Origin of the sequence: Levilactobacillus brevis ATCC 14869 = DSM 20054 (assembly GCF_001433855.1) — a bacterium.
Classification (GTDB): domain Bacteria; phylum Bacillota; class Bacilli; order Lactobacillales; family Lactobacillaceae; genus Levilactobacillus; species Levilactobacillus brevis.
Map to the genome: position 1 here is coordinate 520,731 of NZ_AZCP01000001.1, position 11,840 is coordinate 532,570.

General features: G+C 48.5%; 12 protein-coding genes. All 12 read right to left on the minus strand.

Annotation, left to right across the window (positions count from 1 at the left end):
* Positions 1–102 precede the first annotated feature (102 nt).
* Positions 103–459: a 50S ribosomal protein L19 gene (gene rplS, locus FC61_RS02755; RefSeq protein ID WP_011667664.1), complete on the minus strand. Its 357-nt coding sequence runs from the start codon at positions 457–459 to the stop codon at positions 103–105.
* A gap of 113 nt (positions 460–572) precedes the next feature.
* A complete protein-coding gene (trmD, locus tag FC61_RS02760; protein WP_021742575.1) occupies positions 573–1,337 on the minus strand; it encodes a tRNA (guanosine(37)-N1)-methyltransferase TrmD in 765 nt (254 codons plus the stop codon).
* A complete protein-coding gene (gene rimM / locus FC61_RS02765; protein ID WP_021742574.1) occupies positions 1,337–1,855 on the minus strand; it encodes a ribosome maturation factor RimM in 519 nt (172 codons plus the stop codon). Before rimM ends, trmD begins: the two co-directional genes overlap by 1 nt.
* 93 nt (positions 1,856–1,948) lie before the next feature.
* Entirely contained in the window at positions 1,949–2,209 is a 261-nt protein-coding gene (locus FC61_RS02770; RefSeq protein ID WP_011667667.1) for a KH domain-containing protein, read from the minus strand.
* A 9-nt stretch (positions 2,210–2,218) separates the two neighbouring features.
* A complete protein-coding gene (rpsP, locus tag FC61_RS02775) occupies positions 2,219–2,494 on the minus strand; it encodes a 30S ribosomal protein S16 (protein ID WP_011667668.1) in 276 nt (91 codons plus the stop codon).
* 87 nt (positions 2,495–2,581) lie between these two features.
* Positions 2,582–2,875, minus strand: coding sequence for a hypothetical protein (locus tag FC61_RS02780; protein WP_021742573.1), 294 nt, complete (start codon positions 2,873–2,875; stop codon positions 2,582–2,584).
* Entirely contained in the window at positions 2,872–4,185 is a 1,314-nt protein-coding gene (locus FC61_RS02785) for a vWA domain-containing protein (RefSeq protein WP_039104741.1), read from the minus strand. Before FC61_RS02785 ends, FC61_RS02780 begins: the two co-directional genes overlap by 4 nt.
* Positions 4,186–4,187: 2 nt before the next feature.
* A complete protein-coding gene (locus FC61_RS02790) occupies positions 4,188–5,360 on the minus strand; it encodes an ATP-binding protein (RefSeq protein ID WP_021741242.1) in 1,173 nt (390 codons plus the stop codon).
* A 150-nt stretch (positions 5,361–5,510) separates the two neighbouring features.
* Positions 5,511–8,159: a cation-translocating P-type ATPase gene (locus FC61_RS02795; RefSeq protein ID WP_011667672.1), complete on the minus strand. Its 2,649-nt coding sequence runs from the start codon at positions 8,157–8,159 to the stop codon at positions 5,511–5,513.
* Between the two features lie 231 nt (positions 8,160–8,390).
* Positions 8,391–9,839: a signal recognition particle protein gene (ffh, locus tag FC61_RS02800; protein WP_021741239.1), complete on the minus strand. Its 1,449-nt coding sequence runs from the start codon at positions 9,837–9,839 to the stop codon at positions 8,391–8,393.
* A 19-nt stretch (positions 9,840–9,858) separates the two neighbouring features.
* On the minus strand, positions 9,859–10,200 hold the full coding sequence (locus FC61_RS02805; RefSeq protein WP_011667673.1) for a putative DNA-binding protein: 342 nt from the start codon (positions 10,198–10,200) through the stop codon (positions 9,859–9,861).
* A 173-nt stretch (positions 10,201–10,373) separates the two neighbouring features.
* Positions 10,374–11,837 (minus strand): signal recognition particle-docking protein FtsY, encoded by a 1,464-nt coding sequence (ftsY, locus tag FC61_RS02810; protein WP_021741238.1) that lies wholly within the window; start codon positions 11,835–11,837, stop codon positions 10,374–10,376.
* Between the last annotated feature and the right edge of the window lie 3 nt (positions 11,838–11,840).

The window sequence follows — 11,840 nt, forward strand, 5'->3', positions numbered from 1 at the left end:
TGCAACCCAACCGACCGATTGTCTAATTCACACTTACAAAAAAAGTATCCGCAAAACCAAAGCAAAATTGCTTTGGACTTGCGGATACTTCTAGTAGTGAAACTAGTTGCGACGGCGTTCTGGAATCCGCGCTGCCTTACCGTTAAGTTCACGGAGGTAGTACAGCTTAGCACGACGTACACGACCTTGACGAATAACGTCAATCTTAGCAACACGTGGGGAGTGTAATGGGAAAATCCGTTCCACACCGACACCGTTACTGATCTTACGTACCGTGTAAGTTGCTTGGATGCCAGCACCCTTACGCTTGATTACGACACCTTCGAACAACTGAATCCGTTCGCGGGAACCTTCAACGATCCGGGCGTGAACCCGAACAGTATCCCCGGCACGGAATTCTGGAACATCGTCCCGTAATTGTTCTTGGTTGATCTTAGCAATTAAATTGTTTTGGCGCATAATATATTCCTATCCTTTCGCCAACATTCATCCTCAGGTTCGACAGCGGAATGTTGTTGCTGTGGCTAAATAGCCAAAAACAAGTGTACCATATTCGCAAATACCTGTAAAGGTTAGTTTCTTGACGCGCGTTCTTCCTCTTCAATTCGAACATCCGCCAATAACCGCTTCTGTTCCGCTGTCAGTTGGTCATGGTCAATCAAGTCAGGCCGTCGTTGATACGTCCGGCGCAAGGCCTCTTTTTGCCGCCATTCCTCAATCTTACCGTGATTGCCGCTGATAAGAACATCTGGCACAGTCATCCCCCGAAAGTCCGCTGGTCGCGTATATTGGGGGTACTCTAACAAGCCAGAGGAAAATGAATCACCAGGTGCCGATTCAGCATTCCCCAGTACACCGGGTAATAAGCGCACCGTAGCATCAATCATCACCATCGACGCTAATTCGCCACCGGTGAGAACAAAATCTCCCAACGAGACTTCATCAGTCACTAAGGTGCGAATCCGTTCGTCATAGCCCTCATAGTGGCCACATAAGAAGGTTAAATGGTCTTCATGGGCAAACTCCTCAGCAACGTGTTGATTAAACGTCACGCCAGCGGGATCAAGCAAAATGACTCGTCCCTTGGGGAGCCCCTCTGCCGCAGCTTGTTCTTCGGTCGCTTTGAGCGCATCAAAGATTGGCTGTGGCTGAAGCAGCATACCAGCGCCGCCCCCGAAAGGATAATCATCAACATTGCCATGTTTATTGGTTGAATAATCTCGGAAATTCGTTACCGGCATAGTCAAATGACCGTTTTCAATCGCCTTACCCACAATTGAATCGTGCATGGGACCAGAAAACATATCCGGAAATAGACTTAAAACATCAATCCGCATTAATCTAATCCCTCCATTAATTCAACGATTACCTCACCTTGATCGAGGTCAACGCGCTTGATAACCTGATCAATCTTCGGCAATAGCAGATCACTCTTGCCAGGCCGAGCCACTACCCAGACATCATTGGCTCCTGGGGACAAAATCTCTTTGATTTTACCCAAATTTTCACCATCAACCGTCACGGCATCCAACCCAACAATCTGGTGGTAGTAATACTCGCCTGGTCGCAAGTCATTGCTCTCTAATTCGTTATCAGTTACCTTCAACGTACTTTGCTTGAAGATTTCAACGTCATTAATGGATGGTTTACCTTCAAAACTCAACAAATAAAAATTTTTATGTTGGCGAACCGATGCTACCGTTAAGGTAACCGGCGTCGCTTGATCCTTTTGAAATGCGTACAACGTGGACCCCACCGCAAACCGGCTTTCTGGAAAGTCAGTGGTGGCGATTACTCGAACCTCGCCCTTAATACCGTGTGTATTCACGATGGTTCCTACCGTATAATAAGCCATCCTAACGGCCTCCTCATTTCACTTAATTTTTTTGATTAGTCATTATCTACGTCAATTTTTTTAGACAAAAAAACTCGAGGAAACGTTACCGCCTCACTCGAGAGTCTTTGCTGGGCGATCATCAATGATGAGTCGTACCCGTTTATTGCCTTGGACCCGCACGCTATAGACGATCGTACGAATCGCCTGTGCGACGCGGCCCTGTTTACCGATCACCCGTCCGATATCATCAGGGTTTACGGCCAACCGATATTCGTAGAACCGTTCCGTCTCAACTGGTGTAATCACCAGATCTTCCGGATGTTCAACAAGTGGGCTAACAATTGCGAGAATTAATCCCTTAAAATCGGTCATGGCTAATCACTACTTTTTAGTGTACTTAGCTTCATGGTATTGCTTCATGATCCCGGCGTTTGAAAGCAAGGTCTTAACCGTATCTGAAGGCTGAGCACCATTGTTCAACCAGTTCAAGATACTTTCTTCCTTCAACGTCACTTGGGCTGGTTCCGTAACTGGGTTGTAAGTCCCAACTTGTTCGATGAAGCGGCCGTCACGAGGGCTTCGTGAATCGGCAACTACGACCCGGTAAAATGGGCGCTTCTTTGAACCCATCCGCTTAAGACGAATCTTTACTGACATGTAGACACCTCCTGTATTTCTTTCAACGTGTAATAATATACCAGTTTCTTGATATGATGTAAAGAGGTTTTTCTTTACACCTTGAAATTATTCGCAATTTTGTTGCAACCAGGCAATATCATCTGCTGTTAATGAGGGCCGATTAATCGCAATCCATTGCTGAACAGCCGCATAATTCGTAAAATCGGGACCCATTTGACTAACCCCTGCTAATTGCAAATCGCGAGCAAACTTTAAATCTGCCACCGTCATTGGGGCTTGAAAGAGTGGATTCTCTGCGGCTTGAGCCGCCCACTCATCATTCAAAATTGCTTGGGCATTGCGATATGCCGGCGTTTGCTGAATCAACGCCCGTAATTCTGTTGCGGTTAAGTAACTCATGACGACCTCCTAAGTGCTTGCCATTGCGGATCATTTGCCAAACTAATGCAGCTTCCCGGCGCTTCTTTAACCGAAAACGCGGTAATCGGGCTGGTTAGTAACCAGACTATCGTCGCCGGTAGGGTTGGTTGCACCTGATTTTCGCCATAACCATCCGTTAAAATAATAACTAAGCTACCGGCCTGACCAGCTAGGACCCGGGGTAAGGCGTCAAAAACCGCTTGGAATCGGGTACCACCACCCCCAGTCCGTCTTAAATCCTGGGGATGTCGTTCCAGTTGAAACCGTTGATCTTCATGAACTTGCGTATCAAACGGATACACGGTAACTTGGGTTGGATACACGGTCAATAAGGCCGCGAGTTGCCCCAATAGATAACGCACTTCGTTATTCCCCATAGAACCAGATTCATCAACAAAAACCGCAATTTTTTGCCACGTTTGGACAATGCTCCCGGGCAGTTCCATTCGTGCGGGTTGCCGCCGATTAAAGCGCCCATATGCTGCTTGTCGTCCCGCTGGAACCTGTCCCAGCCCCCGCTGAATTAACGCACGCCAATCTAGCGGCCGCGTTGCCACAAGTGGCGTGAGTGCCGCCTGAATTGCTCCTGGTAACGTTCCCCGTTGTTTATCGCTCATGGCTGCTGCCACCGTCGTAAAGAGCTGAGAGCGCCACTGCTCACGGTTAGCAGCCGTCTCTGGGTCAGCCAATTGCCAGGTGGCATGACCATCCACTGGCAACTGGCCAGTATTTGTCATCGGTCCAGCCTGTGACAATGGTCGCGCCTGCTGTTCAGGGGTGGCCTGCCATTTTTGCAAGAGCCGCCAATAAACGGCTGAGTCCTGCCAAGGTGATACCCGCTGCTTCAATACCGTCGCAATCTGACGACTTGTCAGGGCTTCTTCGGGTAAATCCGTTAAATAATCGTTAATCGCTGCATCTGTCGCCCAGCAAACCAGTGCCGCTTGCTTAGGCGTTTGCAAAGCCGTGGCATAACGTTGCGGATGATCCCATAGCAGATGTAAAACCGTATGCCGTAACATCGCCAACCAGTTAGCCCCTGTCCAGGTGGTCGCTTGTAGGGCAGCTGGATTAACCGCTAACTGCCATTCATCAGCAACTGGCCGTAACTGTAGCGGGGCCCGATCGTCAGTGATAGTTAAAGTCAGTTGGCTCAAAACGCGCCCATAAAACGCATCATGTTGTAATAGCCACATCACGGCATCCTGATATAAAATGCGTGTCTGCTTAACCCGAGCAGTGTCGCTCGCCGTTTTGACCCGGTGAAGATCTTGCGTCAAACTTACCATGGCTACACCTCGATTTGGCTACCACGTTGTCCGATGGTCGTCAGTAACTGATACAGTGTGGCAACTCCCGGCTGGTCCGTAGCAGCTGACAAGTGTTCAAAAACATCTGGTTGCGCGGCCAACTCACGGGCAATCGCAAACTGACCATCAGCTGGACAAACAGCTAATAACTCACTGAATCGCTGGGCATTGGCATCAGTTGTCAGGGGCCAATCTGAATCCGTCGCGCATTGCCGGAGCACCTGCTGTTGTTGGGCCGCCGGTAACCCGGTTAGCGTTGTGACCGCATCTGCTTGCGTGAACGCCTGAGTGACTGTCAGACCCGGGCGACGCTGCGCCAAATAACTCGCGAACGTCGTCCCAACGGCCATGCCTAGATTTCCCTGCATAATAGCGGCCGTAATCGCGGCATTTTGCAATAATTCCTGACGTTGCAACTCAGTAATTGCTCGGGAGACCCGTTCCCACGCTCGCGGCGTTGGCTGCAAATCATCGTCACTCAGACCATCAGTGCCCACAACGTGCAAATCTTGGGGATGCTCACTTAAATAATCCGTCACTAGCTCATTAATCCGGGGATGACCATCAACAGTGGCTGTCGCCCACGACAGCCACGAACGAATGCCCGCTTCTAAAACCAGTCGTGTTGTCCGATCAGCAATTGCGGCGTCCCCCGGGGTTACCCCGTAATGACTACGGGAAAACCCCGCCATCGTCGCGTCTGGATTCTCTGCCAACACCAAGTGAACTTGCGCTGGTAACTTCAGCGTATTAATTTGACGTTGTAATACCAAGTTCATTAATTCGCTTTGGACCGCTTGACTGCCCCGATTAAACTCATCTAAGAACCAAATAATTTCCTGATCTGGATGCGCTTCAGCATACCGGATCATGGCAACTAGCGTATGCGAGTAGCCAAACTGCACATCCGCCAGCGAACCGTAGGCCTCAGTTTGAATAAAGGAATCCGTCGTTAATGGCGGCACGGGAATAACTAAATCCCCCTTTTCAACTAAACTGACAACGGTGGTGAATAATTTAGCGTGACGCTGCGCAGCTAATTCCGCCACTAACGCCGATTTACCAATTCCTGCTTCACCAACAATAGTGGGCACAGCGCCACTTGCCAATACCACCTGGGTGGCTTCTAAACAAGCCTGATACGTTAACGCCATCTAATCCCTCCAATTTTACATTACTTTAAACAAAACAACGCCCAACTCAGTCGCTGCTACTCACTAAATTGTGAGATGGCAATGATCGAGCAAGGCGCTGCAACTTTCAGTTAATCTTTTATACCAACACGCCTCATGATAAACTTGACGCTATTTTACCACGCGACGCTGGAAAAACTTAACGATTTCCACAATGACAATCATCATGAAGGAAGCCAACAAGACAATTCCCCATTGATAAGCATCTAAGTGAGCAACGTGGAACAGGTCATTTAGGCCCGGTACCAAGATCGTCATCGCTAACAGTGCAAAGGCGATCAGAATTGCCCAATTAAAGAATCGGTTTTTGAACAAGCCGACCGTAAAGATTGATCCATGAATCGACTTTGAGTTAAAGGCGTGGAACAGTTGAATTAGCCCCAATGTGGCAAAGGCCATGGTTAACGCATCAGCGTGCGCCAAATCAGTAGCTGCGTGAACCGGATAAGTTAGCGCTAACCAGTAAACAAACAGCGTGATGCCACCCTCTAAGAGTCCCTGGTAGATAATGCCACCAAAGACGCCACCAGAGAAGAAATTCGACTGACGCCCACGCGGTGGCTGTTTCATAATATTACGTTCCATAGGTTCAATTCCTAACGCAATGGCGGGCAACGTATCCGTCACCAAGTTAATCCAAAGAATGTGCACTGGGGCCAAAATCTGCCAACCAAGCATCGTCATCATGAACAGGGTTAGGACTTCCCCCAAGTTGGCTGATAACAAGTACTGAATGGCTTTTTGAATGTTAGCAAAAACCTTCCGCCCTTCTTCAACCGCAACCACGATGGTTGAAAAGTTATCGTCAGCTAACACCATGTCACTGGCCCCCTTGGAGACTTCGGTCCCAGTAATCCCCATTCCAATCCCAATATCAGCAGCCTTCAAGGCTGGCGCATCATTGACACCATCACCCGTCATAGCAACTACCTTGCCTTGCTTCTGCCAAGCATTGACGATGCGGACTTTATGCTCTGGTGCCACCCGCGCATAAACGGCATAATTCTTTACCTGTTTGGCAAAGGTATCATCGTCGAGTTCATCTAACTCAGCTCCGGTGATAACCGCCTGTTGATCACCCGCGTCAATAATTCCCAGCCGCGCCGCAATTGCTGCGGCCGTGTCTTTGTGATCTCCCGTAATCATCAGCGGCCGAATCCCAGCCGACTTCGCATCAGCAACCGCTTGGGCGACCTCTGGCCGTTCAGGATCAATCATCCCGACCATTCCGGCTAGAGTCAACCCTTGCTCCACTGTTTCACTGGTCAAAGTTGTTGGGACAGCATCTACAAGTCGATACGCAAATGCCAATACCCGCAACGCCTGCGTTGCCAGTTCATGATTGGTGGTCAAAATGCGCTCTTTAATTTCAGCCGTAAAGGGCACAACGTCCGTTTCTGTTGCCACCTGTGTCACCCGTTTAAGCAATTCATCTGGCGCCCCTTTAACCGCAATGAGGAACTGACCATTAGCCAACGGATGAATCGTTGACATTAATTTTCGTTCCGAATCAAAGGGAATTTCTGCCACTCGGGGATGATCCGCCAGAACCTGTTCAACTGGATACTTTTGATCTAACTGATACTGAACCAGTGCTGTTTCAGTGGGATCACCGACTAGTCCATCGGCTGTCATTTTGGTATCATTACTCAAAATCATCGTTTGAGCCAATCGATCGTCCGTGCTAAAGGTTAACTGATGGGCATCTTGCAACTGCCCGAATTGATAGACCCGCTCCACCGTCATTTTATTTTGCGTCAATGTTCCAGTCTTATCAGACGCAATAATGTCGGTACTTCCTAAAGTCTCAACGGCTGGTAACTTACGAACAATGGCATGGCGCTTGGCCATCCGCTGGGTACCCAAGGCTAACGTAATCGTCACAATTGCCGGGAGGCCTTCTGGGATAGCGGCTACTGCCAAGGAAATTGCCGTAAGCAACATGTCAATCCAGGTTTCTGTTTGGCGCCACATACCCATCACGAAAACAATCGCGGCAATTACCAAAATCAGAATCGTTAGTGACTTCCCTAATTGTGTCAGATTTTCCTGTAACGGTGTGGTCGTTTCGTCTGCAGCTTCGATCATCCCGGCAATCCGGCCAACTTCCGTCTGCATACCGGTCGCCACAACGACCCCCGTTGCCCGCCCGTATGTGACATTGCTGTTCATGAAGGCCATATTGGCCCGGTCACCAATCGCCAAGTCATCAGCAGTGAGAACGGCACTCGCCTTTTCCACCGGTACTGATTCACCGGTTAGCGCGGCCTCTTCCACCTTCAAGGTGGCCACATCCGTTAACCGCAAATCAGCTGGGACAATATCGCCGGCTTCTAGCAACACAATATCCCCGACAACCAATTCATCACTCTTAACCGTCATAACGGCACCATCTCGCCGGACCGTCGCATTTGGTGCCGACATCTCCTTTAGGGCATTAATGGCCTCTTCGGCTTTGGCCTCTTGAAAGACACCAAAAATTGCATTTAACACGACCACAATCAAGATGATCACGGCGTCCACGACTTCACCCGTCAAGCCCGCAATCAGAGCGGCGACCAATAGTACAATAATCATAAAATCCTTGAATTGGGCAATAAACTTTTGAACGAGCGTTGTCCGTCGTTGTTGATTCAACGCATTATGCCCATCGCGGGCTAAGCGTTCTTGTGCCTGAGCGGTACTTAGGCCAGCATCGGTCGTTTGTAAATCTTGAAAAAGCGTTGCGACAGTTTGTTGATAAAACGGTGGTTTAGCCATCGTCATTCCTCCTCAGTGTGTGCATCGATCCTTTTCTGTAAAAGAAAATGAGACCCATGCATGCACACAAATAATTGTGAACACACATAAGTCTCACTATTTAAGGCAATCCCGGATTGGCTTCTTGCTGACGGAATTGCCGCAGAAACGTTCTGCTAGTTACTCCCTTATGTTGCTGTAGGGACAGTATAGCGAAAAACAACTCACCTGTCCACTAAAACTCATTAGACGTTACTTGCGCTTCTTACGCTTCAATCGTTTCTTTTTGTTTTTCTTCATTTGCCGGCTCATCCGGTTCAAGGCCATCTTTTGCATCCGGCCACCGATACCGCCACCACCCATGCCCGTGTTGCCCATGAGTTGTTCCATCCCGGACATATTGCCCTTGGACATCTGGTTCATCATTTTCTTCATTTGGTTAAACTGTTTAATCATCCGGTTAACCTCATGAATCGGTCGTCCAGCACCAGCTGCAATCCGCCGCCGCCGTGATGGATTCAGCAAATCAGGATTCGTCCGTTCAGCAGGCGTCATCGAATACACGACCGCCTTCAAATGATTCATGTCTTTGGGATCAACCTGAACATTCTTCATTGCTGGATTGTTAGCCATTCCTGGAATCATCTTCATCAGTTCATCCATTGGCCCCATCTTTTGAATCTGCTCCAGTTGGTCCAAAAAGTCATTGAAATCAAATGAATTTTCTTGAATCTTTTCCGTTAAGGCTTGGGCTTGCTTCTCATCGTATTCCTTTTGCGTCTTTTCAATCAGAGACAGCATATCGCCCATCCCTAAGATCCGTGACGCCATCCGGTCTGGATGGAAGACATCTAAGTCGGTCAGCTTTTCACCTTGCCCAATAAACTTAATGGGTTTACCCGTTACGGCTCGAATTGAAAGTGCCGCCCCACCACGGGTGTCACCGTCTAACTTGGTCAAAACAACCCCGGTCACATCAAGCTTATCATTAAAGCCTTCAGCCGTAGCTACCGCATTTTGCCCAGTCATGGCATCGACGGTCAGCAAAATTTCATCTGGATGCGCAAGATCTTTGATCTCAGCCAATTCGTTCATCAACTGTTCATCAATTTGCAACCGCCCAGCCGTATCAATAATGATGTAGTCATTATGATTATCCGCTGCTTGGGCGAGTCCCTGACGTACAATTTCAACTGGATTGACGTCCGTTCCCAATTCAAAAACCGGTACGTCAATACTACCAGCAACTTGAACCAATTGCTCAATGGCGGCTGGTCGATAAACGTCGGCCGCAATCATCAGTGGTCGCGCATTTTCGTCTTCTTTTAGCTTGCGTGCCAGCTTACCCGCTGTAGTCGTTTTACCGGCCCCTTGTAGCCCGACCATCATGATGATTGTCGGGATCTTAGCGGATTTATTCAGGGGAACGGCTTCTTCCCCCATCGTCTTGGTTAATTCCTCATCAACAATCTTCACAATTTGTTGTGCAGGATTCAGCCCTTCGAGCACATCAGCGCCCATGGCCCGGTCCCGAACTTGCTTGACGAAGTCCTTAACCACCGTAAAGTTAACATCGGCTTCCAGTAATGCCAGCCGAATCTCACGCATCGTTTCTCGCAGGTCACTTTCGGAGACTTTACCTTTCCCACGTAACTTGCGCATTGCGTTTTGTAATCGTTCAGTTAGTCCTTCAAACGCCATTCGTTTTGCCACCTAACTTTCATTGTTCTTCTAGATTTTCAAGTCCCGCAACTAGCCGATTCAACCGACTATCATGCGGATAAGTCGTCGCAACGTAAGCCTGAATCTCATCAGCTTGCCGGTTACGAGCAGTAAATTCTTGGTAGAGGTGCAATTTTTCTTCGTAGTCTTCCAGAATTTTTTCCGTGCGCCGGAGGTTATCATAGACTGCCTGGCGGCTCACGTTGAATTCCTCCGCAATTTCGCCTAATGAATAATCATCACCATAATATAATTGCATATAATTATTCTGCTTAGCGGTCAATAGCGGCTGGTAGAACGCAAATAGGGAATTAATTCGATAATTTTTTTCGATTTCCATGCTGGGTCCTCCCACTTTAGTCACACTCTATTAGAGTACCGATTTTTAGCGGGTACGTCAATTTTTTTCACTGATTATTGGCTAACTCCTGTCAAATATTTGACCAACTATCGCTCACAGTTTAACAAAAAAAACGTACCAATCGCCAGCTAGGCAATTAGCACGTCTGCGCTTTATTTATTATCTAAAGCCTTCACATCAATCAACCCTTTAAATAACCCATAAACAAACTCGTTCGGGTCAAATGGCCGCAAGTCAGAAATCTGCTCACCTAAACCAATGAACTTGACTGGCACGTGTAACTCGTTACGAATGGCCAGAACAATTCCCCCCCGAGCCGTCCCATCAAGCTTGGTCAAGACAATCCCTGTTACTGCCGTGGACTCCTTAAACAGCTTAGCTTGTGTTAACGCGTTTTGACCCGTTGTGGCATCTAACACCAACAAGACCTCATGTGGGGCACTTGGAATTTCTCGCGTAATGATCCGCTTCATCTTTTCCAATTCATTCATCAAGTTGACCTTGTTTTGTAGCCGACCAGCCGTATCAACAAACAAAATGTCATAATCATCTTGCTTAGCCTTTTGAACAGCATCAAAAACAACCGCTGCGGGATCTGACTGTGGCTTTCCCGTCACAATATCAACATCCGCGCGTTTAGCCCACACATCAAGTTGTTCAGTTGCACCAGCTCTAAACGTATCCGCCGCCGCCAGTAAGACTTTCTTGCCCGCCTGATGATAACGATTGGCCATTTTGCCGATGGTGGTCGTCTTCCCCACGCCATTGACCCCAACGAATAGGATCACCGTTGGCCCGGTTTCTGCCATATTGATAGCCGTAGTTTCATGATTACCGGCTGCCTCATAAATCTCCACCAGCTTTTCAACCACTACGTTTTGAACATCCTGTGACTTTTTCGCGTTTTGTAACTTAACCTCGTCACGCAACTCATCGCTGAGTTTAACCGCCATATCAAACCCGACATCGGCTCCGATTAACGTCTCTTCCAAGTCATCAAAGAAACTCTCGTCAACGTGCCGGAAATTAGCCAATAAGGCATTCAGTCGTTGGCCAAAAGTCGTCCGGGTTTTTTCCAACCCTTTGTCATAAAGTTGCTCATCACTTGCTTCTGGTGCCGAGGCGTCAGTTGTCGAAGACTCTTCGACGGTTGTTGTAGGCGTCTCTACCTCAGCAGATGTTGATGAGACCGGCGGTGTTGACTGTGGCGCTTCGGTTGGCGTATCAACCGTCGCTGCTGCGCTAGTTGCCGATGCCACACTATCTAAGACATCAGCTGTTACTGATGCCGAATCTGCACGAGACGTTTCGCTCGTTTCAGTTTCACCCGCTTCAACCGCTGCATCGCTAGTAGCGGTCGCTGCCAGTGATGCATTAGTATCTGCTGAATCGCTGTTAGCAACCGGTACTGAACCAGCTACTGTTGATTCAGCAACCCCGCTGGTTTCTGCTGCGGCAGATGCTTCACTAGCAACTGACGTAGCGTTATCAGCTGCCGATTCGCTCGCTTCACTGGCGGCAGTAGACGTTGTTGCGGTCGACTCAACTGGTGTTTCTTCCGCTTGGCTAGCTGGTGTTTCTTTCGCTCGCCGCCGGAAAATATCAAATAATCCCATACG

Excerpts from the sequence above, each read along its gene's own strand:
- rplS (WP_011667664.1), bottom strand. The coding sequence starts at position 459 with ATGCGCCAAAACAATTTAATTGCTAAGATCAACCAAGAACAATTACGG.
- trmD (WP_021742575.1), bottom strand. The coding sequence starts at position 1,337 with ATGCGGATTGATGTTTTAAGTCTATTTCCGGATATGTTTTCTGGTCCC.
- rimM (WP_021742574.1), bottom strand. The coding sequence starts at position 1,855 with ATGGCTTATTATACGGTAGGAACCATCGTGAATACACACGGTATTAAG.
- FC61_RS02770 (WP_011667667.1), bottom strand. The coding sequence starts at position 2,209 with ATGACCGATTTTAAGGGATTAATTCTCGCAATTGTTAGCCCACTTGTT.
- rpsP (WP_011667668.1), bottom strand. The coding sequence starts at position 2,494 with ATGTCAGTAAAGATTCGTCTTAAGCGGATGGGTTCAAAGAAGCGCCCA.
- FC61_RS02780 (WP_021742573.1), bottom strand. The coding sequence starts at position 2,875 with ATGAGTTACTTAACCGCAACAGAATTACGGGCGTTGATTCAGCAAACG.
- FC61_RS02785 (WP_039104741.1), bottom strand. The coding sequence starts at position 4,185 with ATGGTAAGTTTGACGCAAGATCTTCACCGGGTCAAAACGGCGAGCGAC.
- FC61_RS02790 (WP_021741242.1), bottom strand. The coding sequence starts at position 5,360 with ATGGCGTTAACGTATCAGGCTTGTTTAGAAGCCACCCAGGTGGTATTG.
- FC61_RS02795 (WP_011667672.1), bottom strand. The coding sequence starts at position 8,159 with ATGGCTAAACCACCGTTTTATCAACAAACTGTCGCAACGCTTTTTCAA.
- ffh (WP_021741239.1), bottom strand. The coding sequence starts at position 9,839 with ATGGCGTTTGAAGGACTAACTGAACGATTACAAAACGCAATGCGCAAG.
- FC61_RS02805 (WP_011667673.1), bottom strand. The coding sequence starts at position 10,200 with ATGGAAATCGAAAAAAATTATCGAATTAATTCCCTATTTGCGTTCTAC.
- ftsY (WP_021741238.1), bottom strand. The coding sequence starts at position 11,837 with ATGGGATTATTTGATATTTTCCGGCGGCGAGCGAAAGAAACACCAGCT.